Annotated in this window: 21 protein-coding genes and 1 pseudogene; 11 read left to right on the top strand and 11 right to left on the bottom strand. The window is 61.9% G+C overall.

The window, feature by feature from the left end:
- Positions 1 to 18: 18 nt before the first annotated feature.
- The 3 genes from BC363_RS20655 to BC363_RS20645 are packed head-to-tail and all read right to left on the bottom strand — an operon-like array spanning position 19 to position 2861.
- Positions 19 to 1341: an MFS transporter gene (locus tag BC363_RS20655; RefSeq protein WP_065784193.1), complete on the bottom strand. Its 1323-nt coding sequence runs from the start codon at positions 1339 to 1341 to the stop codon at positions 19 to 21.
- 12 nt (positions 1342 to 1353) lie between these two features.
- Positions 1354 to 2574, bottom strand: coding sequence for a nickel/cobalt efflux transporter (locus tag BC363_RS20650; protein ID WP_065784192.1), 1221 nt, complete (start codon positions 2572 to 2574; stop codon positions 1354 to 1356).
- A gap of 11 nt (positions 2575 to 2585) precedes the next feature.
- A complete protein-coding gene (locus BC363_RS20645) occupies positions 2586 to 2861 on the bottom strand; it encodes a metal-sensing transcriptional repressor (RefSeq protein WP_065784191.1) in 276 nt (91 codons plus the stop codon).
- A 44-nt stretch (positions 2862 to 2905) separates the two neighbouring features.
- Between BC363_RS20645 and BC363_RS33675 the strand changes: the two genes are divergently transcribed.
- The 4 genes from BC363_RS33675 (at position 2906) to BC363_RS20630 (ending at position 5478) form a co-directional block, all read left to right on the top strand.
- The gene (locus BC363_RS33675) at positions 2906 to 3322 is read left to right on the top strand and encodes a hypothetical protein (RefSeq protein ID WP_244512760.1); all 417 of its coding nucleotides are present in this window, start codon (positions 2906 to 2908) and stop codon (positions 3320 to 3322) included.
- A gap of 47 nt (positions 3323 to 3369) precedes the next feature.
- Entirely contained in the window at positions 3370 to 4101 is a 732-nt protein-coding gene (locus BC363_RS20640; protein WP_065784190.1) for a HupE/UreJ family protein, read from the top strand.
- A gap of 21 nt (positions 4102 to 4122) precedes the next feature.
- Entirely contained in the window at positions 4123 to 4773 is a 651-nt protein-coding gene (locus BC363_RS20635) for a transmembrane anchor protein (RefSeq protein ID WP_065784189.1), read from the top strand.
- Between the two features lie 129 nt (positions 4774 to 4902).
- The gene (locus BC363_RS20630) at positions 4903 to 5478 is read left to right on the top strand and encodes a hypothetical protein (protein ID WP_065784188.1); all 576 of its coding nucleotides are present in this window, start codon (positions 4903 to 4905) and stop codon (positions 5476 to 5478) included.
- 27 nt (positions 5479 to 5505) lie between these two features.
- Here the strand turns inward: BC363_RS20630 and BC363_RS20625 are convergent, their stop codons facing one another.
- From BC363_RS20625 to BC363_RS20615, 3 genes are all read right to left on the bottom strand, one after another.
- The gene (locus BC363_RS20625) at positions 5506 to 6204 is read right to left on the bottom strand and encodes a GntR family transcriptional regulator (RefSeq protein ID WP_065784187.1); all 699 of its coding nucleotides are present in this window, start codon (positions 6202 to 6204) and stop codon (positions 5506 to 5508) included.
- 168 nt (positions 6205 to 6372) lie between these two features.
- Entirely contained in the window at positions 6373 to 7071 is a 699-nt protein-coding gene (locus BC363_RS20620; protein WP_065784186.1) for a flavin reductase family protein, read from the bottom strand.
- Between the two features lie 2 nt (positions 7072 to 7073).
- Positions 7074 to 7859, bottom strand: a complete 786-nt coding sequence (locus tag BC363_RS20615; protein WP_065784185.1) for an aspartate/glutamate racemase family protein — start codon at positions 7857 to 7859, stop codon at positions 7074 to 7076.
- A gap of 307 nt (positions 7860 to 8166) precedes the next feature.
- On the opposite strand from BC363_RS20615, the gene BC363_RS20610 reads away from it, so the two are divergent.
- The 6 genes from BC363_RS20610 to BC363_RS36240 all read left to right on the top strand — a co-directional run bounded on the left by BC363_RS20610 (position 8167) and on the right by BC363_RS36240 (position 14310).
- Positions 8167 to 9744 carry a nickel ABC transporter substrate-binding protein gene (locus BC363_RS20610; protein ID WP_065784184.1) on the top strand — a complete coding sequence of 526 codons (1578 nt, stop codon included), beginning with the start codon at positions 8167 to 8169 and terminating at the stop codon, positions 9742 to 9744.
- Between the two features lie 9 nt (positions 9745 to 9753).
- Complete coding sequence (locus tag BC363_RS20605) at positions 9754 to 10689, top strand: ABC transporter permease (protein ID WP_065784183.1); 936 nt, start codon at positions 9754 to 9756, stop codon at positions 10687 to 10689.
- Positions 10680 to 11588 (top strand): ABC transporter permease, encoded by a 909-nt coding sequence (locus tag BC363_RS20600; protein ID WP_065784182.1) that lies wholly within the window; start codon positions 10680 to 10682, stop codon positions 11586 to 11588. Before BC363_RS20605 ends, BC363_RS20600 begins: the two co-directional genes overlap by 10 nt.
- Positions 11581 to 12576: an ABC transporter ATP-binding protein gene (locus BC363_RS20595; RefSeq protein ID WP_065784181.1), complete on the top strand. Its 996-nt coding sequence runs from the start codon at positions 11581 to 11583 to the stop codon at positions 12574 to 12576. The genes BC363_RS20600 and BC363_RS20595 overlap by 8 nt, the downstream gene beginning before the upstream one ends.
- Entirely contained in the window at positions 12573 to 13589 is a 1017-nt protein-coding gene (locus BC363_RS20590; protein ID WP_065784180.1) for an ABC transporter ATP-binding protein, read from the top strand. The genes BC363_RS20595 and BC363_RS20590 overlap by 4 nt, the downstream gene beginning before the upstream one ends.
- Positions 13590 to 14091: 502 nt before the next feature.
- Positions 14092 to 14310, top strand: a complete 219-nt coding sequence (locus tag BC363_RS36240; RefSeq protein WP_348272170.1) for a helix-turn-helix domain-containing protein — start codon at positions 14092 to 14094, stop codon at positions 14308 to 14310.
- 1048 nt (positions 14311 to 15358) lie between these two features.
- Here the strand turns inward: BC363_RS36240 and BC363_RS20570 are convergent.
- Positions 15359 to 17242, bottom strand: coding sequence for an autotransporter domain-containing protein (locus tag BC363_RS20570; protein ID WP_065784176.1), 1884 nt, complete (start codon positions 17240 to 17242; stop codon positions 15359 to 15361).
- A 627-nt stretch (positions 17243 to 17869) separates the two neighbouring features.
- On the opposite strand from BC363_RS20570, the gene BC363_RS20565 reads away from it, so the two are divergent.
- A complete protein-coding gene (locus BC363_RS20565; RefSeq protein WP_065784175.1) occupies positions 17870 to 19120 on the top strand; it encodes an alpha/beta hydrolase in 1251 nt (416 codons plus the stop codon).
- 20 nt (positions 19121 to 19140) lie between these two features.
- Here BC363_RS20565 and BC363_RS33660 read toward each other — a convergent pair.
- The 4 genes and pseudogenes from BC363_RS33660 to BC363_RS20550 all read right to left on the bottom strand — a co-directional run.
- Positions 19141 to 19346: pseudogene (locus BC363_RS33660) on the bottom strand (SUMF1/EgtB/PvdO family nonheme iron enzyme); the annotation flags it as partial.
- Between the two features lie 80 nt (positions 19347 to 19426).
- Positions 19427 to 20659: a hypothetical protein gene (locus tag BC363_RS20560; protein WP_065784174.1), complete on the bottom strand. Its 1233-nt coding sequence runs from the start codon at positions 20657 to 20659 to the stop codon at positions 19427 to 19429.
- A 5-nt stretch (positions 20660 to 20664) separates the two neighbouring features.
- Positions 20665 to 21627 (bottom strand): DUF2950 family protein, encoded by a 963-nt coding sequence (locus BC363_RS20555; RefSeq protein ID WP_065784173.1) that lies wholly within the window; start codon positions 21625 to 21627, stop codon positions 20665 to 20667.
- A gap of 20 nt (positions 21628 to 21647) precedes the next feature.
- Complete coding sequence (locus BC363_RS20550) at positions 21648 to 22979, bottom strand: DUF3300 domain-containing protein (RefSeq protein WP_065784201.1); 1332 nt, start codon at positions 22977 to 22979, stop codon at positions 21648 to 21650.
- Positions 22980 to 23004: the final 25 nt, after the last annotated feature.

The following is a 23004-nucleotide window of genomic DNA, read 5'->3' as shown; positions in this document are numbered from 1 at the left end:
AGGGATCGGCTCCAGTCGTCATCGTTCGGCCGGCCAATCCGGGTGATGGCGGTCGATCACGAAGACATGGGTGTGCCGGCGTCCGTTGCCGTCACGGGTGGCGCCGACAACGTGAAGATGGTCATCATCAAGTTCTTCGTGGACGTGTTCGATCTCGTCAGGGTCATGTGCCGGCCAGAGCCGGGTCGCGACGAAGATCGCGGCCGCGGCGATCACCCCGAGCGTCGCGAATGTTGCCGATAGACCGACCGTGGCCCCAAGCCAACCGGCGAGCGGATAGGTGATCAGCCAGCAGGCGTGCGATAGGGCGAACTGCGCGGCAAAAAGTGCCGGCCGATCTTCCGGGTGGGAGGAACGGCGTAGCAGACGGCCGGATGGCGTCTGAGCCAGGGAATAGCCAAGGCCGATCATTGCCCAAAGCGGCAACAGCAGTCCAAAACTTGGCACGAACACGCCGACGAACAATCCGGCGACAAGAACGGCAGTGCCGGCCAACATGGCGGTACGGTCCGGTGTCTTGTCGAGGAGACGCGGCAGCAGCAGGGCGGCAATCATCGAGCCTCCGCCGAAGGCCGCAAGGGCAAGCGCCGTTGCGCGCTGGGTGAGGCCGAACTCAGCCTGGACGAGGACAACAGTGTTGACAATGACCATCGATCCGGCCGCCGAGACCGCGAGGCTGAGCGCGAGCAGACCGCGGAGGCGCGGGGTCGACAGATAGATGCGCAGGCCCCGCGTCGTGCGATCGTAGATGCCGCGCCGCTCCGCAGCCTTCGGGCTCGGCAGCACGACGGAGACGGCGAGGGCAGCCGAAGCGAGGAACCCGACTACGGTTCCCGCAAACAGGCTGTGGAAGCTGACGACGGTCAGAAGGGCGGCCGCCAGCATTGGGCTGGCGACGCTTTCAAGATCGTAGGCAAGCCGCGAAAGCGACAGCGCGCGGGTATATTCCTTTTCGTCCGGCAGCACGTCCGGGATGGTCGCCTGGAAGGTCGGGGTGAACGCGGCCGACGCTAACTGCAACACGAAGATCAGCATATAGACCTGCCAGATCTCGCTGACGAACGGCAGCAGCAGCGCCACGGCGGCGCGAACGAGGTCGAGTGAGACAAGCATCGCGCGCCGCGGCAGTCGCTCGGCGAAAGCGGCCGCGATGGGTGCCACGCCGACATAGGCGATCATCTTGATGGCGAGCGCCGTGCCGAGGACAGCGCCGGCTTGCGTGCCTGCGAGGTCATAGGCCAGAAGTCCGAGTGCGACGGTGGCAAGCCCGGTTCCGATCAGCGCGATGACCTGCGCCAGGAACAGGTGGCGGTAGGTGCGGTTGGCAAGAACTTGCAGCATGATGGCCTCGGCTCATTCAGTCGCGGTGATGGAGGACATTGCGGCTGATCCTTGCGCCGAATGGGCGGATAGGCCGGACCATCCCTGGAAGCCGACATAGAGGCCGACGGCGATGATCAGGATGCTGGAGAAATAGGGAGCGCGCCGCGCGACCGTACCGAACCAGCTCCACCGTTTCGTCGCGTGGCGCACGCTCAACGCCGCGGCTGCGCCGACGGCGACGAGGGTCAGCGCCAGGCCGATCGAGAAGCACAGGACCAGGACGAAGCCCAGCGTGAACTCTTTGAGTTGCAGGCAGAGCAGCAGCACGGTGATGGCGGCCGGACAGGGAATAAGCCCGCCGGTCAATCCGAAGAGCACGATCTGCCCGTTGGTCACGTTCTGGTTGGCAAACCTGCGATGAATGTCGTTGGCATGCGCCAGCTCATGGGCGTCCTGATAGCCGTCCGTCGCGACCTGCAGCCCCCGAAGCTCCTCGTGGATATGATCGTGGCCATGCCCCTCGACGAAAGCTAGATCGTAGTCATGGGAATGATCGCCTTGGCCGATGCTCACCCGTGCCATGAATTCATGCGGCTCCGGGATCTCCTCGATCGATTCTAGGTAGCCATCAAGGAAGCCGCCTTGCTTGACAAAGCTGAACGTCTGTCGCGATCCGTCCGGACGTTCCGTCACGACGCTGACATCGTGTGCCGAATTCCAGTTGTGGCCGCGTTCGGAGCGAATGCGCCAGCGTGGCGGCACGCCATCCTCGTAGACCTCGACGCTGAAGACGCCGTGTCCGGTATCGATCTTGCGGACGTCGTCGTGACCATGACCATGTGGCTGGCCGTGGGCATGATCGTGGTGCCCGTGATGGTCGTGGCCAGCCGCCGCTTTGGCTCGCTGCTGGTCCTGCCAGGTCCGCCACAGCATCCACAGTGCAATGACGACAATGATGGCTGCGGAGGCGAGCTGGAAATACGGCTCGAAGACCTCGGAATCCACCCCTCGCCAGACGTACATGCCCGCAAACGCAATCCCCCAGACGATGATCGTGTGCGAGACGGTCGCGGCAAGCCCGAGCAGGACCGCCTGCGCGACCGTGCCTCGTATGGCGACGATGAAAGCGGCCATCATGGTCTTCGAGTGGCCAGGCTCGAGCCCATGAAGTGCACCGAGCAGGATGGCGCTCGGAACAAACAACCAGGCATGGGCGGACCCCTGCTGGATCAGGTCGGCGAAAGCGGGCATTGGGACAAACCTCAAAGGTACTTGGTGATCGACTTGAACTCATCGATCGATTGGCGCTGGTCTCGGGGCAAGGCCCCGACCGTCTCTTCGAGGCAATGATCCAGATGGTCCTGGATCAGAGTCCGTTTCGCTTGCGTGATCGCCTTCTCCACCGCATGGAGCTGCTGTGCGATATCGAGGCAGGGTCTTCCCGCCTCGATCATCGCGATGACGCTTTTCAAATGTCCCTCGGCCCGCTTGAGCCGCTTGACGATCTCGGGATGGGTGTCGTGCCGATGTTGTTCCATGACTAGTTCCTATCCCCCTGGAGGGGATATTTCAACTGGGAATCTTGCCGGAATTCGCGAACACGGCTATCAGTGCGCTCATGATGCTTCGCCCGGGACAGAGATTACTGACTGTTCTTGCCGCCTTCGCGGCAAGCATCGCCATGCTGTTATATGCGTTCTCCGCCCCAGGTTCACACGCACCGCGCCTTCATTCCGCGAGTGTCGAGGTGATGGTTTCCAGTGATCACCAGGATCACGGTGATCATTCGCATGATGAAGGCGATGTCGATGATGCAACGGGGGATGTTGCTGACCACCACCACGCCGATCACACCCACGACAAGGCGGAGTTGGTGGCCTTCGATCACGCGGGAACGCGGGCGCTGCCCGGTGCCACCTATATTGTTCTAAGCCCTGACCTGACGGGTCGGCCGCCCTACGGCATCGATCGCCCGCCTCGCCCCGTGACGTTGACCTGACGATTGCCGCTCCGGCGGCGGGTTTAACGAAATAACGGATTCTACATATGAAGCTAGCACCAGTTGGAGGCGGGCGGCGCAGGATTGCGCCCGGCTCGCATGTCCTCCGGTTCATCCTTGCTGCCTTGTCTCTGCTCGCGTTGGCAGGCACGGCGACTGCCCACGCCGTCGCCGAGGGCGACAAGGGCTATATCCAGGAGATCTCCGGGATCAACATCATCCCGTTCATCTATCTTGGCGCCAAACACATGGTCACGGGATACGACCACATCCTGTTTCTCTTCGGCGTGATCTTCTTCCTCTATCGGCTGAAGCACATCGGTATCTATGTGAGCCTCTTTGCCATCGGCCATTCGACAACGATGCTGCTCGGCGTCTACTTCAACATTGGCATCAACAGCTACATCATCGACGCGATCATAGGGCTTTCGGTGGTCTACAAGGCGCTCGATAATCTCGGTGCCTTCCAACGATGGCTCGGCTTCCAGCCGAACACCAAGGTCGCGACGCTGGTCTTCGGCTTCTTCCACGGCTTCGGTCTCTCCACCAAGATCATCGAATACGACATTTCTCCCGATGGGCTCGTTCCAAACCTTCTCGCCTTTAATGTCGGCGTGGAGATTGGCCAGCTTATCGCGCTTGGAATGATCCTGATCGCCATGAGCTATTGGCGGAAAACCCCAAGCTTCCTGAAACATGCCTACGCAGCCAACGTGCTGATGATGACCGCCGGCTTCGTGCTGATCGGCTACCAGCTCACCGGCTATTTCGCATCCTAACTCCCAAGAAAGAGACAGAACATGTTCAATTCACAAGCACCGTCGCCCGATGATCTCCCGAGCTCCGCACAGCTTCTCCGTTCGACCGTTTTCGCCGCGCTTGCGGCCGCAGCCATCCTGGTAAGCGTTGTCCTCCCGTCGGAATACGGCATCGACCCGACTGGCGCAGGCTCGGCCCTCGGCCTCACCGAAATGGGCGAGATCAAGACCCAGCTCGCCGAGGAGGCCGAACGCGACAGGCAAGCCAGCGGTGACAACGCCACCTCGCCGGCGATCGATGCTGCGCCCCAGCAGGGCTCCAGTCTGATGGAGCGCATCATCCGCGAATTCGGCATCTCCAGCGCCTATGCGCAGGAAGTTCGCCAGGACGAAATCTCGGTGACGCTGCAGCCGGGTGAGGGTGCCGAGGTCAAACTCGCCATGCTGAAGGGCGCGAAAGCAAACTTCTCCTGGACCGCAAACGGCTCGAAGGTGAACTTCGATGCCCATGGAGATGGGGGTGGCGAAAACATCAGCTACGAAAAAGGGCGCGGTGCTGCGGAGGACAGCGGCGTGCTCGAAGCGGCCTTCGACGGCAATCACGGCTGGTTCTGGCGCAACCGCACCACCGAGCCGGTGACCGTCACCCTCAAGACTGACGGAGCGTATTCGGAAATCAAGCGCATGATGTAGGCGGATAAGCCCGTTGCCGGCGAGAAAAGCCGGCAACGGGTGCCTGCCAGCGGTGTGCCCAAAGGAACCATCGGCAACCGCGGGCGTTGTGTCGAAACGCCCAGTTTCACAAGAACGACGAGTTCCATCGTGCACGGTCGAACTGCCCTTCTCGGGGCCATTCTCATTGCATCCCTGCCGCTGTCGGCAGTAGCCGTCGACGGGTCCGCGGAGGTCTTCGAAGAATTCCACCGTATCTGCCTGGCCGACGGGCCGAACTTTCTGCGAATGAGTGAAGACGCTCATCGTCGCGAATGGGAGAGCCTCGGGGAAGTCGGCTTTGACGAACTGGCACCAATCGCCAAACCATCGATGGTGCGGGTCTGGCTAACTATCAAGCCGGATGGTCACCTGCCCGCGGGAACCATCATTGGCGTCACCGAGGCATCGCTGGATGGCAGGGCGGTCGATACGTGCACCCTGGCACTGCCTGACACGGACCCGGTTGAATTCCAGAAAGCCCTGTTTGACAAAACAGATGCTGAGAAGATCTCGGAGGATCGCGGCCCGGAACAGATTGCCCGGCTATTTGTTGTCATCGTCCGCGGGCGCCAACAGTGGATAAGGCTTGCGCTTCCGGCGTCAGCATCGTCCGGGAAACCCCTCATTGTCGTCAGCTCGATTGTTCCAGCAGCAACGGCTGAGTCGAAGGGCGGCGCCGAATAGCTCGCTGCCCTTATCCATTCGGAAAGCTCAGCGTACGCGCAGAATATCCGCCAGCCGTTCCTGCTTCGCCGCCGCCAGGCCAACATCCAGCCCCGACAGAACGTCTTTGAGGTGGCTTTTCATAAGCGCGGCCGCCCGCGCGCCGTCGCCATCCGCAATCGCCTCGACCAAGGCTTCGTGCGCATGGCTTTCGCATGTGGTCTCACGCTTCTTCCAATAGAGCGCGACGACGAGCGACGAACTGGAAACGAGCTCGCGAACGAAGTTCGTGAGCGCCGTGTGATTGGCGATTTCAGCGATCTCTATGTGAAACTGCGCCGATGCAGCAATCGCATCGCTGGCGTCCCCTGAGCTGACCGCCTCGTGCTCCGCCTGCATATGCTTGCGCAGCCTGGAGATATCCGACTTCTTGGCAACTTCGGCCGCGATTGAAGCAGCCCTCGGTTCGATCAGGAGCCTCGCCTCAAAAACCTCGCGGGCTTCCTGTTTGGTCGGGCTGGCGATGAAGGTTCCGCGATTTGGCTGAAGTTGCGCAAGTCGGTCATGGGTGAGCGCCTGAAGTGCCGATCGAACGACGGTTCGGCTGACGTCGTAGATCGACGCCAGCTCGTCCTCAGGCAGTTTCGTGCCGGGTGCCAGCCGATGACTGACAATCGCATCGCGCAAAGCGACATAGATCGGCCACCAACTGGTCTGCTTCTCCGCGGATCGGTCGTCCTTGAACATGAAGTTCTCTCGAAACACCTTAAACCCGCGATTTAATATCTTAGTGGTTGTGCGTCTAGCCGGTGCAGACGACTTCGAGCAAAGTATCGTCGATACTTGAGGCATGAGAGCCTCGCTGTGGTCCGTTGGGGTCGAAGCGCCTTACAGGGTGCTTCGACCCGGTGATGTTTACGGCCGGCCGATCTTTCGATCGCGGCTCTCTTCTGACACACCATTCGCCTCAGGAGGCGGCTCTCCATAGCCGGCAGCGATATCGTGGTGGGCGAATTCGTCAGGCTTCGTCAGGACGAACTGGTTGTCGGCGACGATGTAGTTGTTGGCATGCAAGCGGGCGATAGGCTGGTAGACTTCCGGAAGCACGTAGCGGCCACTCGCATCAAGGCATTCGTCGCGGACATACATCTGCACGACTTCGCCGATGACGATTGAGCGGCGGCCGTAATCGAGGATCTGCGACACGCGGCATTCCATGGCGCAGGGTGATTCCTGGATACGCGGCGGTGCGACCTTGACGGAAGGCAAGCTCGTCAGCCCGGAGATTTCAATCTCGTCGACGTCGCTTGGAAAATTGACGCCGGTGACGATCATTTCCTTGGCGATCGCCATGTCCACCATATGAACGACGAACTCGCCCGACCGCCGGATGTTGGCGACGGTGTCCTTCGACGTGCCATCTGGCCGCGTCTGCATGCCAAGGATCAGCAGTGGCGGATCATGCGAGAACACGTTGAAGAAACTCATGGGCGCGGCGTTCTTGCAGCCCTGTTCGTCATTGGTGGTGACCAGTGCAATTGGCCGCGGTCCGACAAAGCTGCAAAGCAGGCGGTAGCGGTCCTTTTCCGGCAGTTCGGTAAAATCGAAATCCATGACTAGCTCCGTACGGCTGTTGCGAGCGCTGCGAGGCTGTCGTTTTCGCGCAGTTTGAGGCTGGCCGGGGCGTAGTCGGCGAGCTTTCCGGCGTAGGCTTTCGGCAACGGATAGGCCAGATCCCCGACCTTCGAGGTGCGCAGGCCCATGCCCACAATCGCCTCGGCGAACTTGACGGCGGCGGCAACGCCGTCGATGACGGGAACACCCAGTCGTTGCTGCAAGCGCTCCACTAGGTTCGACATCCCTGCGCAACCGAGCACGATCGCTTCTGCGCGATCTTCAATGAGAGCCTTCTGACACTCCGCCAATATCGCGGCATCTGCTGTCGAATCCGGCTTTTCTAGGTCGAGCACGGGCACATCAGTGGCGCGCACGCGCCGGCAGTGGTTCTGCATCCCGTAGCTGCGGACGAGGTGCTCGGAGATGATCCGAGTCCGCTCAAGAGTCGTTACGATCGAGAAACTCGTCGCCACGAACGTCGCGGCATGCATGGCAGATTCGGCGATGCCCAGGACTGGTGACGCGGTGATTTCGCGGGCGGCGAGCAGGCCGGGTTCGCCAAAGCAGCCGATGATGTAAGCGTCCGCTGGTTTCCCTTGCGCAATCTCGTCGATCACCCCCACCACGCTCAAAGCCTCGTCGTAGTGCCCCTCGATCGAGGCAGCACCCGAGCGCGACGTCGCCAGGACTATTTCGCTTCCAGAAGCAGCAACCGTTCGAGCAGTGTCACCCATGAGCTCTGTCATGGTTGAAGTGGTATTCGGATTTATGAGTTTGATCAGCATTCAGTTCCTCCAAGATTGCATACAATAATCATCGATATTGCTGAAAGCGTCGGGCGTCTTAGGTGCCCAGGATTCGCGCCTTCAGCGCTTCGTTGCAGGCCCAGCGCGGCGAGAGAGCCAATGGTCGCAGCTCATCTTCCTCCCGACGTTCGTCGATTTCGCATTTTGTCGTCTGAAATGTCGACAATCTAAAATACGATCTTGACGCAATATTGTATGCATGAGACACTCGATATGTCTATACAAAATGGTGTGGAGGCCACTTGTATCGACGGCGCGAGGAGCGCCAAAACGGAGGAGAAAACTCATGTCAGTGAATAGACGTACGTTCCTGCAAGGGGCGGCCGGCGCTATCGGCTTGGCCATCGCACAGGGTGCCCTGTCGAAAATCGCCTATGCGCAGGGCGCTGCCGGCACGCTGCGGGTCGCCATCGCCAAGCCTGCCGGCAATCTCGATCCGCAGAGCCATTATGCCATCTGGGCGATCCAGGATCTGATGTTCGAGCCGCTCGTCAGATACGGCAAGGGCGGCCAGATCGAGCCGTGCCTGGCGACCGACTGGAAGATCGAGGACGGCGGCAAGACGCTGCACCTGACTTTGCGCCAGGGCGTGACGTTCCAGGACGGCACCAAGTTCGACGCCGCGTCCTGCAAGTGGAATCTCGAGCGCTGGATGGGTCTCGACCAGTTCAGTTGGATGAACTGCTCCAAGCACTTCCAGTCGCTGGAGGTGGTCGACGACTACCACATCACCCTGCATTTCAAGGAGCCGGTCCTGGCGCTGATGCAGGAACTTTCCTATACGCGGCCGACGCGCTTCCTGTCGCCCAAATCGGTGGGCGCCGACGGCAAGTTCAAGGACCCGGTCGGAACGGGGCCGTGGCGCCAGATCAGCGCCGACGACACCCAGAGTGTCTTCGAACATCACGAGGGCTACTGGGGTCAGTTGCCGTCCTATGAACGCCTTGAGGCCAAGGTTATTCCCGATGCCCGGTCGCGGGTCGCGGCTCTGCGCGCCGGCGAAATCGACCTGATCGGCGGTTTCTGGATTGCGCCGCTGACACCGGAAGAGGGCAAGCAGCTCGAGGGGGCCGGCTTCAACGTCGTCGTCGATCCGGGCAACGTCACGCTGGTGATGGCGTTCAACCCCGACCGCGCCGAGGCGCTCAAGGATTCGCAGGTGCGAAAGGCCGTCAGCATCGGCATCGATCGCGCGGCGATCTCCAAGGTGCTCTACCACGGCTACGCCAAGCCTGCCGGCAACATGTTCTCAGGCGCTTTGCCCTATGCCGGGACGCAATATGATGCACCGGTCCGCGACGCCGCGGCCGCATCGGCGCTGCTCGAAAAGGCCGGCTGGACCGGAAGTCCCATAAGGTCCAAGGACGGCAAGCCGCTGACGCTCGAACTGGTCGTCAGCCCGGACGCCGTGCCAGGATCGCGCGTGATTGCCGAAGTCATCCAGTCCGAGATGAAGGAGATCGGCATTGATCTGGTGATCCGCTCGGTCGACCATGCCTCCAAGCACACGGACATGCTGGAGCAGAAATACGATCTCGGCTTCTTCCTGACCTACGGCGCACCATACGATCCGTTCGGCTCGATCGTGGCGCTCTGCCTGTCGACTTTCAAGAATGACGTCGAAGGCAAGCTGGTTACGGACCCGGTCAACCTCGATCCGTTGATCAATGCAGCGACGGCCGCGTCCGGGGATCAGATCCAGCCGACCATCCAGAAGGTTTACGACTGGCTCAGGGACAACGACGCGATTGCGCCGCTCGTCTACGTGCCGAGCATCTGGGCGCATTCCAAGCGGCTCCACGGCTTTACTAGCCCGGTCACCGAATACGACATGCCCTACGACAACATTCTGCTGGACGAATAGGAGGGTACCTTGATCCACTTCATCAGCAAGCGGCTGAAGCATTCCCTGGTCCTGTTGTTCATGGCGTCCGTGGTTTGCTTCACTCTCGTCGTGTCGGCGCCTGGCAATGTTGCCGTCCTGATTGCCGAACTGCGGGGAGCCGTCGCCACACCCGGTTATGTTGAACAAGTTGAAGAAGAGATAGGACTGAATAAGCCACTGCTGATGCGCTACGTGGATTGGCTGGGGGATGCCGTTCGCGGAGATTTCGGCATCTCTTACCGAACTGGTCAGGACGTCAGTGCGGATCTCGCAAACCGGATGCTCGTGACCGGAACGCTGATTGCGGGCTCGGCGGTGATCGCCACCCTCATCAGTCTGGCGCTTGGGTTCCTCGGTGCCTTCTGGCCCTACAAATTGCCGGACCGCGTTTCGCGCGGTCTGGCGCTCCTTGGCGCATCGACCCCGACCTTCTTCGTCGGTGCGCTGATGATCTACGCCTTCTCCGTTACCTTCCAGCTCCTGCCATCGTTCGGTTTCGACGGCCCGAAGAGCTGGATCCTGCCATGGCTCACCATCGCGGTTCTGCCGGCAGCCGTTCTCAGTCGCGTCGTGCGGGTGGGACTGGAAGAAGCGATGACCAGCCCCTTCGTTCTGACCGCAAAGAGCAAGGGCCTCGGCCGCACCGCCATCCTCTTCCGCGAGGCGCTACCCAACATCACGCCCATCTTCATCAACGCGCTCGGCACCCAGGTCGGCCTGATGACGGCGACCGCCATCATCGTCGAGCCGCTGTTCGCCTGGCAGGGTGTGGGCGACTACTTCCTCGCCGGCGTTCGCTTCCGCGATTTCATGGTGGTGCAGGCGTGCCTGCTCATTTTCCTCACTTTCTTCATCGTGGTGAACCTCATCGTCGATCTGGCAGTCCTGCTGACCGATCCGCGCATCCGTCGCCAATGGAGCTGATCATGAACATGCTCAATCCCATCCTGGCCCGATTGAACAAGATGCCGCGCGCGGCACTGATCACCATCGGCCTCTTCGTTGCCCTCGGAACCTTCGCGCCCTGGTTGGCGCCACAGGATCCGAGCGCCCAGAACCTGCTGGACGCGGGGCTTGGTCCGTCCGCCGCCCATTGGCTTGGAACCGACCACCTCGGACGCGACACCTTCAGCCGCTTGATCATCGCAGCGAACACCTCGCTTGTTAGCGTCGGTTCGGTTCTTGGGGTCGCCATGACCATCGGCATCCTGCTCGGAACGATCGCCGGCTATCATCGGGGTTGGGTCGACGACCTCCTGATGCGCGTCGTCGATGTCGGCCTATCCGTGCCGAGCCTGATCATCTCGCTGGCGGTTATCGGCATTGTGGGTCCCGGGTACTGGACGATGGTGCTGGCGCTGGCGCTTGCCTGGTGGCCGATGAGCGGCCGCATCAGCCGGGCGGTCGCCGTCAGCATCATGAGCAAGCCGCATATCGAGGCTCTGCGGGTGCTCGGTGCCAGCCCCTGGCGCATTTACTTCGGCCACCTTCTGCCGGGCACCATCGGTTCGGTGATGGTCTACGCGACGGCGGATGCCGGCACGGCCGCACTCGCGGTCGCGACCTTGAGCTTCCTCGGCCTCGGCATCCAGCCGCCGACACCGGAATGGGGGCAGATGCTGGTTGATGCGCTGCCCTATCTCGAATCCGACCCGCGTCAGGTTCTGCTGCCGGGCTTTGCTCTCACCATGGCCGTCATCGGCTTCAACACGCTTGGCGAGTCGATCGCGCTCAACCGTATTCCGAAACCGCTGACCCGGCGCATGCTCGCGATGCGTCGCGCCGAGGTCGCAAGCTGGAGCAAGGAGAGTTCCGATGCATGACCAACCGCTCCTTGATGTCAGCAACCTCACGGTCAACTTGCTGACCGCGAAATCGGCGGTCCGTCCCGTCGACGGTGTCAGCTATTCGGTCCGACAGGGCGAATGTCTCGCCATCGTCGGCGAAAGCGGCAGTGGCAAGACGGTGATGAACTTCGCGCCGCTCGGCCTGATGCCAACCGGCGTGACGACGATGCTGTCCGGCTCCGTCAAGCTCGAGGGGCGCGAACTGATCGGCCTGCCCGAGTCCGAAATCCAGAAGCTGCGCGGCAAGTCTGTCGGCTTCATCTTCCAGGACCCGATGAGCGCGCTCAACCCGGTGCGCCGGATCGGTCGGCAGATTGCCGAGATGGCAGAACTGCATCTGAACATGACGCCGCGGGCAGCGGAAGCGCGCGCGCTGGAACTCGTGAAACTCGTCGGCATCTCCGATCCCGCGGCACGGCTTCGGCAATACCCGCATGAGCTCTCCGGCGGTCTGAGACAACGCATCGTCATTGCCATTGCGCTTGCCGGCGAGCCGAAGCTCCTGATCGCCGACGAGCCGACGACCGCGCTCGATGTCACGGTTCAGGCGCAGATCCTGCGGCTGCTGAAGGACGTCCAGCGTCGGCTGAACATGGCGATGGTGCTGATCACGCACGACATGGGCGTGGTCGCGGGTGCTGCCGACAACATCGTCGTCATGTATGCGGCGCGTGCCGCCGAATGCGGCCCGGTGGACAAGGTTCTGGTCAGTCCACGTCACCCCTACACCAGGGGCCTGATCAACGCGATCCCGAGGCGGGAGGACCCGATCGGTTCGGAGTTCCGTGGGCTTCCCGGCATCCCGCCGACGCTTGGTGCGCCGATCAGGGGCTGTGCCCTTGCGCCGCGCTGCGAGTTGGCCGTCCCGGCATGCGGCAACAGCCGCCCACCGCTCGTCCGGTCGGACGACAGCGCCGTTCTCGTGGCTTGCCCCGTCGTCAATCAAGGAAAGGCTGCCGCATGACACAAGCACCCGTTCTCAAAGTCGAAAACCTCCAGACGCGCTTCAAGAGCGTTCAGCGGGGCAAGTATGTGCATGCCGTCGACGATGTCTCGATCGAGCTCTATCCGGGCGAGATCGTCGGCCTGGTCGGCGAATCCGGCTGCGGCAAGTCGACCCTCGGCCGCACCATCGTCGGGCTCGAGAAGGCGACGAGCGGCCGCGTGCTGCTCGACGGTGTCGACCTCACCACTCTGTCCGGAGCCGCCCTGCGCGACAGCCGCCGGGCGCTGCAGTACGTCTTCCAGGATCCCTATTCGTCCCTCAACGACCGCCAGACGGTGGGCGAAGCGCTCGACGAAGCGCTGGTGATCGCCGGCACCCGGTCACCCGAGGAGCGCGATCGTCGCACGAAGGAATTGCTGGATCAGGTGGGCCTCGCCTCCGTGGTCAGGGAGCGTCACACGCGCGAGCTTTCGGGCGGCCAGCGTCAGCGCGTGGCGATTGCGCGATCGCTCGCCGTGAACCCGCGGGTGTTGATCTGCGATGAACCGGTGAGCGCGCTCGATCTTTCGATCCGTGCGCAGGTGATGAACCTCTTCCTGCGGCTGCAGAAGGATCTCGGCGTCGCGTGCCTGTTCATTGCCCACGATCTTGCCCTGGTGCGGCAGGCGGCATCGCGCGTCTACGTCATGTATCTCGGCAAGATCGTCGAGCATGGTCCGTCGCAGGAGCTTTACGACCGCCCGAGCCATCCCTATTCGCAGATGCTCTTGGCTTCGGCGCCCGAGGTGGATCCACGGATCGAAAAGAACCGCCGAGGGCCGTTGATGATCGGAGAGGTGCCGAGCCCGACCAACCCGCCCTCCGGCTGCCGATTCCGAACCCGCTGCCCACTTGCGGTCGACGATTGCGCCAAGGCGTTGCCGCCAGCCCACGTGCTTTCGCCGGGACATACGGCGGCCTGCACCTTCGCAGCGGACCTTCATCGCGGCAAGCGGTCGGCGCTCCTTCAACAGGAGGTGTCGGCTGCCTAGTGTTGGAAGCGCCGGCTCATGGATAGGCAAGGCAACCTCTCGGCGGCGCTTCGCTCGCCCAGGTGGACGCCTTCGCAGAAGCCCCAGATTCCCTCGCATCCTTCAAGCTGGGGATGCGCACCTGCCCCGCCTTCGAGCGGGGCTCTTTTTCAAAGGGTCTGATCTCGCGCTTTTCTACGATATGTTTCCTTAACTCAGAGCCGATTTAAGAACAGGCGATGGGTAAAACTGTGAGCTTAGCAGCTCAAATTGGCCTGGAGCGTCGTTGCGTGACCTCAGCCCCGCTTAACATGCCACGGACCATAGGAGAGTCTTATGAATCCTGCGGTAGAAAAAAATGCGAGCGCTCAACCACACGTAATGGTCTGGCATCGAATGGATTGCACAAAGTCGAGCTATCCCCAACCGGTCGTCCGGAAGCCAGGTCCGTTTCGAATCGCCCCAGAAATGAATCCTTGCTCGCAATTGTTGACAACGGTGTGCCAATCCTTTCCAAGGATTCATGGACACCACACACGAGATGATGACCGCCCTCAGGGCCGGCCGCGCCCTGCTGGGACTGAGCCAGGGGGAGCTGGCGGCGCTTGCCGGCGTCAGCCGCCAGGTCGTCGTCAGAATCGAGAAGTGCGAGGGCAACGTTCCCTGCCGCTGCCCAAGCTGGATCAGCGCACGGGCGAACGGCCCGTACGGGTACGGTGTGCGCGCTGCCACTGTTGTGTAGGCTTTTATTTCAAGAAAGCCGAAATGCCTCGACCGGGTGGTGTTCGGAAGAACCATCCGCGTCGGCGTAAGGGTGGCAATAGGATTGCCCTTGAGCCCAATGACATCGCGTCGGTGCGGAAGCATCGCCCATTCGAAGAAGGTTCGCAGGCGCTTCAGGCACTCCCGTGCCTGCCTCTTTGCACCCCTGCTTTTCATCGCTGTTATCAAGAAGCTCACATCGGCGTCGGTGACATCCGAGATGGGCTTCAACATCCAGGGGTTACGATTGGGGTTGGGAAGGTTCCGCCGGATGTCGCCGACCACCCTTTCTGTGGTTCTGTTCCGTTCCGGGGTCGGCAGTAGGCTATGTAATCCTCCATGACGGAGGCAAAAGTGCTTCTGCGGCGAAGAACCTCCTCGTCCCGCCTTCTGGCCTCCTCGATAGCCGGATCGACGCCGAGGCGGACCTGCTCGTTCCAGTGGTCAGCTATCGCGCGCGCCTCCGCCGTCGAGACGGTTGGAAACTTGCCGATTGGACGCCGCGAGGGGTTCGGCGATGCGCCGAAGCGGGCCAGCAGGGTGAAGGTCTTGCTCCTGGAGCCGATGCGGATCACAAGGTTCTCGATGGAGGCATCTTTGATCTCGTAGCGATCTTCCGCCGATGCCGCGAAAGGCAGCTTGGCGACGATGGTGTCATTGAGGTGTCGTCTTTTGCATCATTTATCCCCCTTGAACTTGCGGGCAATCAGTCGCCTCGCGCGCTTGCTCTTTATTGCCGTGACCATCGAGGTCACGCCTCGGTCGGTGACCTTCGGAACCGTCATGGACAACCACCTCTCGGAGTTGAGGAACTCCCGCTGGATGTCGCGGACCATCGCGTCCGCAGACCTGTCCCGCTTCCGGGTGGGGAGTCGGGCGAGGTAGTCCTGCATCACGGAGGCGAAGGCGCTTCAGGCCAATGCGGCGATTGCCAAACGCCGTCGCTCACGGACTACAGCGTCCCCGATTTCGAGGTGCGCGCCGGCCCCGTTCCGGCGCATGCCGCCTATCCCGGTTGCCGCCCGAGGTCAGAAGCTGACAGAAAGTTCGATCTTGCCGTCCCACACGTCGAGGTCGTTCTGGCCAAAACTCAGGTAGCCGGCGCTCGCTTCCAGTTGCAGCGCCTCGGATAGCAGCATACGGACGCCGGACCGCAGCGAGAAGGACCACGGCGAAGGCGTGGCGAGTGAAAGATCGCCAGTGAGTATCCGCCCGTCATTCGGTCTCTCGAACTCGTACTTGGCACCGACCTCCGCGAAAGCCATGAACGGCGTGCCGTCGGGCGTTTCCATGACGCGGCTGACCTCGGTCGTTGCTTCCAGATAGCCGTAGTTGAAGCTCTCCTCCGGCAGTTCGACGCTGACCGGCAGGCTCAGAATATCCCCGTTGAGATCATAGGCATCATTGACGATGTGGGAGAAGGAGACCGTCGCCTTCGGCCGGATGAAGTATTCGTCGACCTTGTATTGGCCGTGCAGGTTCAGTTGAGCCGAGTACCGATCGGTATCGTAGCTGCCGTCGAGGACGCTCAATTCCATGTCATTGTTGTAGTGCCCGTAGGTCAACGACGTATCCACAGCCCACTGCGGTGAAAGCCGAACGGCAACATAGGGCCCAACGCTGAAGCCGTCGGTATCCACCTTCAGGTCGCCACCGAAACCGTCGCTGTCGCTGGTTTCCAACGAGAATGTAATGCCGGCGACGACATTTTCGCTGAACCGGCGGTCGAGCGAGAACGTCACATTCTGGAGGTTGGTGTCGAGGTCGAGGCCATAGCGCTCGTCCGAGATGCCAAGAGCACGGCCTCCCATCCGGAAATTCCACAGCGCTTGCTGGCCGAACTGACGGCCCTCGGTCAGTGGCACCTGGTTTGCCAGCGCCTGACGCTGTTGCTCGTAGGCGCTCAGGATCTCCTGCGAACAGACCGGCAGTTCGTCGGTCCTCGGCTTGCCGTCGGGCGCCGATGATCGCGGATCGACACAATAGTAGACTGGTTGGCCAGCCGCCGTCCGAGCGCCCCTGTGCGCGGCACTCAATTCCGTCCCCGGCCTGACAATGATGATTGGTGGTGGCATTACCACCCCGGGCCCAGGGAGCGTGCCAATGGGTGGCGTTACGCCTCCCGGCAGCGTCCCGATGGGTGGGGTCACGCCGCCTGGCAGTGTGCCGATCGGTGGCGTCACGCCTCCCGGCAACGTCCCGATGGGCGGGGTCACGCCGCCGGGCAACGTCCCGATGGGTGGGGTCACGCCGCCTGGCAGCGTGCCGATCGGTGGGGTCACGCCGCCTGGCAGCGTGCCGATCGGTGGCGTTACGCCACCCGGCAACGTCCCGATGGGCGGGGTCACGCCGCCGGGCAGTGTGCCGATCGGTGGCGTTACACCGCCCGGCAACGTCCCGATGGGCGGGGTCACGCCGCCCGGCAGCGATCCGATTGGTGGCACCACCCCGCCGGGCAATGTTCCGATCGGCGGCGCGAAATCGGGAAACAGGATGCCGATCGGCGGAACGACGCGGCCCGGCAGGACGACAGCCGGGTTGCCGGCCAGGGGAGGGAGCCTAAAATCGCGTTTCTGGTTCTGTGTGTCGAGCAGACAGGGCTTGTTGTCGCCCATGCTGTAGAGCTTGTGGGTGCCGCCGTTGCCGCTCGAGACAAAGGGCGAGAGTGACAGGTGAAGGCCACGGCGTGTCTTGGACCAGGTGTCGACGGTCTGACTGCCTTGCGCGGCTTCGAGGCTGAACGACCCGGCAGACGTGCCGGAAAGCCACACGGAGTTCGATCCATCTCTGATGTTGCCCAGGTAGGCAAGGCCGCCATTGGCGTCACAGTTCGCCGCAACGGCAGGCACGGCGCTGCCGAAGAGGCACAAACCAACGAGCAAGGCCCTTGACGTCGGAGCACACAGAAACATGGTCGAATTCCCCACAGTTACCATCCTTTGTCGAGTCGGCAGCCGACACAAAATAGCAGTCTTGCGGAGGGCCAATTGCGCACGGTTGGGCAATTCACGGTTGCGACCCTCCAGATGACGCACATGCCAAGGCAGTATATTTCGTCGCGCCGTAGCGGCCAGCCGATGGCGAAACGCGCTACAACTGAGGTCCTCGCACCTGCGCCGGGCTGACAAATCGGCGCCGATCGCGCCCAGCTCCACAGCACGCGCCGGCCAATCCGTGCAACAGGCATAGATCCAGAAGCGAGCCCATCGCCGGCGATGATAGGGACGGCGTGCAATGCTATTGCCCCCACAACAACCATTGTTCGCAATGGTGGCAGGGGGCATTCGCCCCAGTCAACCGGGCAAAGGTAGGGGAAATTGTTCTTGAGCATGAGATGGGGAAGAGAAACTGGCCCCCGTCGAAAGAAAACGGAGGTTTGTTGAAGAAAGATGTTGCCACGCAAATGCCGGTGAGAAATATAGCTCGGTCTCCACGGGGGGATTGATCGTTGCTCAATGCAAGATACATCGTCATCAACCCTTCATATGACCGCGCTCAAGTGGCGCCGTGTTTCGATCTTGTTTCCCGGAAAGATGTGAATGTTTAACAGGACGCCGCGCAAAGAAGCCTTCCGAGTTGCAAGACGGGGAGGAGCATTGGCCTTGCTCTTCGTTCTGGCCGGCTGCGGTGGACAACCGAAAGGCGTCATGACGCCAGTGGCGCTGGCGAAACCCGGCACCACGTCCGAGGTTGATATGCTGGTGGCAACGACACGCGAGCCTTCCGGCGATCCGGCGACCCTGTTTTCCGGCGAGCGCAGCGCGACGCCGCACCTGACCGACGTGGCGGTGTCGATCCCACAGCGCCGTGAGCCCGGCACCGTGCAATGGCCGCGACGGCTGCCGCCGAATCCGGAGACCGACTTCGCCGTGACGCGTGTGAGCGAAGTGCCCTCGCCGGCGGCGGCCCATGGGTGGTTCCGTCAGCACACGGTCGACGGCCACGTGTTGCTGTTCGTGCACGGCTTCAACAACCGCTATGAGGACTCGGTCTTCCGGCTGGCGCAGATCGTGCATGATTCCGGTGCGCAGACGACGCCGATCCTGTTTACCTGGCCGTCCCGCGCCAGCGTGCTCGCCTACAACTACGACAAGGAAAGCACCAACTACTCGAGGACCGCGCTCGAAAACACCTTGCGCACCCTGGCGAATGCGCCGGATGTGAAGGACGTGACCATCCTCGCCCATTCGATGGGAACGTGGCTGACGATGGAATCGCTGCGGCAAATGGGCATTCGCGACGGGCGCATCGCGCCGAAGATCCAGAATGTCATTCTCGCCTCGCCCGATATCGACCTCGACGTCTTCGCCAAACAATGGGTGGACATGGGCAAGAAGCGGCCGAAATTCACGATTTTCGTATCGCAGGACGACCGCGCCTTGGCTGTCTCCAGTCTTATCTCCGGCGATGTCTCGCGCCTGGGAGCGATTGACCCGTCGGCGGAACCCTATCGCACGCAGCTCGAACGCGCCGGCATCACGGCGATCGACCTCACCAAGGTCAAGACGGAAGACAGCCTGCATCATGGCAAATTCGCCGAGAGCCCGCAGATCGTCCAACTGATCGGTCAGCGCCTCGTGAAGGGTCAGACGCTGACCGATTCGGACGTCTCGCTCGGCGATGGCATCACAGCCGTCGTCGCCGGCGCGGCCAAGAATGTTGGCACGGTCGCAGCGGTCACCATTAGCGCGCCGGTGAAAATTCTCGAACAGCCGACGCCGCATAGGAAAAAGCCGAAGCTGGATGAAACTCTGGCGAGCGGCAGCCAGGCGGACGGTGCCCCGAATTAAGCGCCTTGCATGTTCCGGTTCTAAGGCGACGTACCGGCCGATCGCCGAATGCACCGGAAGCCGATATGGCTCGTCGTCGTATCGATTTCCGGTTGCGAGGAATGCAGCAGGGCTTGGCGGCGGCGTCGGGATGACGTGTCGTCCAGAAGTCCGACGTCCATTCACAGACGCTGCCGCTCATGTCGTAGACCCCGTAGGCATTCGGTGGGAATGCTCGTACCGATGAGTCGCTCGAAGCCGTCGTTTCGTGGTCGACACTGGAGCACACTCGTGTTCAAACCACGCAGTGGGCGAGCGCAGACGTCATCACAGCAGCAAGAGCTTCTTCAGGACCGAAAAGACCTCCTTGAAGGGTAGCTTCGTCGCACCGGCGACGGCAAACGGAATGAGAGCGGCGGCTGCCACCGGCACAACTGCCGTCCGGCTGACCAGCATCGATGAGAGCTTGCGTGTCGTTTCGAACAGTTTTGTCGGGTCGGCAATGTCTTCTTCCGGCTCGGGGGTTGCGTCCGTAAGCACATTGCGTCCCAGCACCTTTCGCTCCGCCGCGCGATGAAACCGCGTGGCCTGGGTGCCAAGCATCAGCAGGCCGGTTTCCTTGAGGCGTGCGAGTGGCTGCGAAAAGGCCGATAGCGGATAGGCAAACAGCGCAAGCACGATAGCCAGCCAGCCGCCCATGATCATGCTGAACGTCGTCATCGAGAGGCTCTCCTGCAGCAGATGCTTGGCGACAGCCGCTGCGATTGCCGAACTCATGCCGAAGACGAAGAACATATAGGCGTTCGGATACTGCGCGAGAAAACCAAGGCCGCCCTTGCCGTCGGGATGCGCCGCGACGAGGCGGAGTTCCAGTTTGGCGATCTTGCGCAACAATTGCGCCCCGACAAAATGCCGCCAGATGCCGCGCAGCAGCAGAAACACGAAGAGAGGCAGGCTGATGCAAATCGTCCACCACCCCGCCGCCGTGATCGTGTTGCCATCCGGCCCATGCAGGACGGCCCAGGAAGAGGCTTGTGCGGTGTGGAGGTTGCCGTAGGAAAACAGTGCGGCAGCAAGCGCCAGACCCAGGCAAACCACCTCGGCCGTTCGAGAGTCCCGTTGCCGCAACGCCGACGCGATCGTATCGGCGGCCCGGGGGAGCGAAGTCGGTGCGATCAGTGGCGCGCGCACGAGTTGCGCGAGCTTGATGCGCAGGCCGCGCTCAACCTGTTGCTCCGCGAGCACGAAGGCGGCGACCGCGACGAAGAACTTTGCCCAGACCCCCGGATCGGTCAGGTAGCCGCCCTGACCGTGGTCGAGCGAAAAACTTCGCGGCAACCCCAACAGGAACGGAACACCCCAGGCAAGCGCCACAAACAGTATCGCTCGCTTGCCGGATTGCAGCGCATTTTCGTGCAACAGCCGCAGCCGGGACTGAAGCTCGTAAAACGGCCCGCCGCGAGACGCGAGAAACTCGGCAATCTTCGCCTGCCGCGCTGCAAGCGCAGTGGCGCGCGCGTCGTTGCCGGTTGCTCCGTCAGCGGGGGCCTCAGTACTCATGGGCGTCAATCCTCAACGATCTGCCAGTTGTCGTTCGGGTTGAACTGGTGGATGCCTTCGGCGACGCTTTGTGTCTGATCGCCGAGATCAGCCTGATAGACGATGCCGTTGCGGTTGACGACGAAGGTGTGAACGCCGGTTACTCCGTATTTCACCGGCCAAGCGACGAGAGCGAAGCCGGCAATCATGTTGCCGTTGATCACGTAGTCGTATTTGCCGCCGGCGATGTTCTCGCCCTGGCTGGTGAGCACGCGGTAATGATAGCCGAAATAGCCTTTTCCAGCCCTGGCCTTGGCGACGGCGGCGCCGTCCGCGAGTGCGGCGCCGGCCGGGCTTTCCGGACCGCCGGGGCTCGAGGGCCAAAAGAGGCCGTCCATCGCGCCATCGCTGCTGATCAGCTTCTGGGCATATTCCAGCACGCCGTCGCCGTCGTGGTCCTGCAGCGCATATTCCTGTTGGGCATCGGCATAGGCGCCGACGGTCGCGATCGCCTGAAGTTCATTTTCGCCAACGCGGCGATTGGCGATCTCTTCAAGGCCTGTATAGGTGTCGAAGGCCCATTTGCCGTCGTCGCCCTTGGCGATCGGGAAGGGCAGCGGCCACAGCGCGTTGCCGATTTCCAGGATCTTGCGGCTCTCCACGTCCTCGACGACGATCTTTTCCTTCACGCCAGCCTGAATGTCGGCGAAGGTCTCCATCACGCCGTCGCTGGCCTTTGCCTTGGCGACGTCGAGGCCGAGCAGGTCTGCAAGCTTGTCGAAGTCTCCCGCCGCGACGGTGGTCTTGAACGCCTCGATTGCCTGTTCTGCAGTGTCGAACACCGGCGGATCGACGGGGGCAGCATACTCTGCGAGCGGGCTCTCCGCCGACGTGGCGACGTCCTGCGCCCAGGCGACCGCAAGCGATGCACCGCAAAGAATGGAGCCGGCGAGCGAAGTCAGAAGCACGTTGCGAATGTTCTTGGTCATGTTCGTTCTCTCCATCCAGCTCATCTGTGGCGACCGCCGCCGCGCTTGATCTCGCGGTGCGGCTTGCCGCCGCCGCGGTGACCGCCGCCGAGCGCCTGGGCGCCCCGGTTCGAATGAACCTGCGTCGCCTTGCCGCTTTGCACCCGCCCGAGCGCCGACGGCTTGTTTCCGCCGGGTCGCTCGATCTTGCCGCCGGGCTTCGGCCTGCTGATCTGGCGATCGATCTTGGCACTCGGCTTGACATTGCTGACCTTGTTGCCGACGGCAGGCCTGGATTTCACCGCGTCGGCGGGTTTTCTGTTGCCGGCGGCGCCTTTGTTCCGACCGGAATCGATCTGCTGTCGCGCCTCGACCTTGCTCTTGCGCACGTCATCGACCGAGATCCTGTTGGCCTGGTTCCTGACCGAGCCGATGTGATCGGTGCGCACCGTTTTCGCCCGGTTGGCGATGTTGTTGTCTTTCACGGACTTGAAATCGTTCCTGATCGAGGTGCGGTCGATCTTGGCGAACTGGTTCTTGTCGAAGCTGATCTTGTTGCGGTCGACATTCTTCCAATCGACGTCGTTGAAGTTCACCTTGCCGTTGATGTCGACATCATTGAAGCAGCGGTTGCAATCGATATCGATATCGTCGCCATTCCAGCGACCGCCCCAAACACCCCAGTCATCCCAGTCGACGACGGCGCCGAAAACGGCGCCGGTGACGAAGCCGGCGAAGAAGGTCGCGGTCGGGTAGTAGTAGTTCGGATAGGGGTCGGGATAGTAAGCGATCGGCGCGGGCGCGTAGCCCGGAACATAGAGCATCTCCGGTTCATACTGCGGCACGTAGATCTTTTCCGGATTGGCCGCCTGGATCACCACATTGTCGTTGTCCTGCGTTACCGTGATCTTGTCGTCGGATTTGATGACGCCGTCGGCAACGGCCTTGTCGCGCAACTGCTGGATCGCGACCAGCACGTCCTTCTGCTGATAGGCGAGCGCGTCGCCGAGCGACTGCGTCCAGTCGAGATCGTCGCTCATCATCTTGACGATCTCGGGATAGTTCAAAAGCGAGATGATGCTGCCATCCCAACTGTCCTTGGGCTTCAGATCCTTGTTCGCCTTCTGCTGTTCGAGGAAGCGTGCCGCTTCGACGATCTGCAGCGGATAAAGAGAGGCCGAGGTGACGAGTGCGACGAGTTCGTCCGGGTAAAGCGCGATGCGGGCGACCAGAATCTCGAGCTCTTCTTCGCTGAGCGGCTGGGGCGGCGCTTCCGCCGTGCCGGATGCGCCAGCGGCCTGCTCCTGCGCAAACGCGGTCGTGCCAAATGGGGACGACAAGCTTGGCGCAAAGGCAATGGCTGTCGCCAGCATCAGTTTGCCGGTCAATGCAAGGGTA

Origin of the sequence: Ensifer sp. LC384 (genome assembly GCF_001695865.1) — a bacterium.
Taxonomy (GTDB): Bacteria; Pseudomonadota; Alphaproteobacteria; order Rhizobiales; family Rhizobiaceae; genus Ensifer.
This window is presented reverse-complemented; position numbering and strand designations above follow the sequence as displayed.

Excerpts from the sequence above, each read along its gene's own strand:
- BC363_RS20625 (WP_065784187.1), bottom strand. The coding sequence starts at position 6,204 with ATGTTCAAGGACGACCGATCCGCGGAGAAGCAGACCAGTTGGTGGCCG.
- BC363_RS20570 (WP_065784176.1), bottom strand. The coding sequence starts at position 17,242 with ATGTTTCTGTGTGCTCCGACGTCAAGGGCCTTGCTCGTTGGTTTGTGC.
- BC363_RS20610 (WP_065784184.1), top strand. The coding sequence starts at position 8,167 with ATGTCAGTGAATAGACGTACGTTCCTGCAAGGGGCGGCCGGCGCTATC.
- BC363_RS20655 (WP_065784193.1), bottom strand. The coding sequence starts at position 1,341 with ATGCTGCAAGTTCTTGCCAACCGCACCTACCGCCACCTGTTCCTGGCG.
- BC363_RS20595 (WP_065784181.1), top strand. The coding sequence starts at position 11,581 with ATGCATGACCAACCGCTCCTTGATGTCAGCAACCTCACGGTCAACTTG.
- BC363_RS20550 (WP_065784201.1), bottom strand. The coding sequence starts at position 22,979 with ATGCTGGCGACAGCCATTGCCTTTGCGCCAAGCTTGTCGTCCCCATTT.
- BC363_RS20560 (WP_065784174.1), bottom strand. The coding sequence starts at position 20,659 with ATGAGTACTGAGGCCCCCGCTGACGGAGCAACCGGCAACGACGCGCGC.
- BC363_RS20645 (WP_065784191.1), bottom strand. The coding sequence starts at position 2,861 with ATGGAACAACATCGGCACGACACCCATCCCGAGATCGTCAAGCGGCTC.
- BC363_RS20620 (WP_065784186.1), bottom strand. The coding sequence starts at position 7,071 with ATGGATTTCGATTTTACCGAACTGCCGGAAAAGGACCGCTACCGCCTG.
- BC363_RS20590 (WP_065784180.1), top strand. The coding sequence starts at position 12,573 with ATGACACAAGCACCCGTTCTCAAAGTCGAAAACCTCCAGACGCGCTTC.
- BC363_RS36240 (WP_348272170.1), top strand. The coding sequence starts at position 14,092 with ATGGACACCACACACGAGATGATGACCGCCCTCAGGGCCGGCCGCGCC.
- BC363_RS20565 (WP_065784175.1), top strand. The coding sequence starts at position 17,870 with ATGTTTAACAGGACGCCGCGCAAAGAAGCCTTCCGAGTTGCAAGACGG.
- BC363_RS20640 (WP_065784190.1), top strand. The coding sequence starts at position 3,370 with ATGAAGCTAGCACCAGTTGGAGGCGGGCGGCGCAGGATTGCGCCCGGC.
- BC363_RS20650 (WP_065784192.1), bottom strand. The coding sequence starts at position 2,574 with ATGCCCGCTTTCGCCGACCTGATCCAGCAGGGGTCCGCCCATGCCTGG.
- BC363_RS20555 (WP_065784173.1), bottom strand. The coding sequence starts at position 21,627 with ATGACCAAGAACATTCGCAACGTGCTTCTGACTTCGCTCGCCGGCTCC.
- BC363_RS20615 (WP_065784185.1), bottom strand. The coding sequence starts at position 7,859 with ATGCTGATCAAACTCATAAATCCGAATACCACTTCAACCATGACAGAG.
- BC363_RS20600 (WP_065784182.1), top strand. The coding sequence starts at position 10,680 with ATGGAGCTGATCATGAACATGCTCAATCCCATCCTGGCCCGATTGAAC.
- BC363_RS20635 (WP_065784189.1), top strand. The coding sequence starts at position 4,123 with ATGTTCAATTCACAAGCACCGTCGCCCGATGATCTCCCGAGCTCCGCA.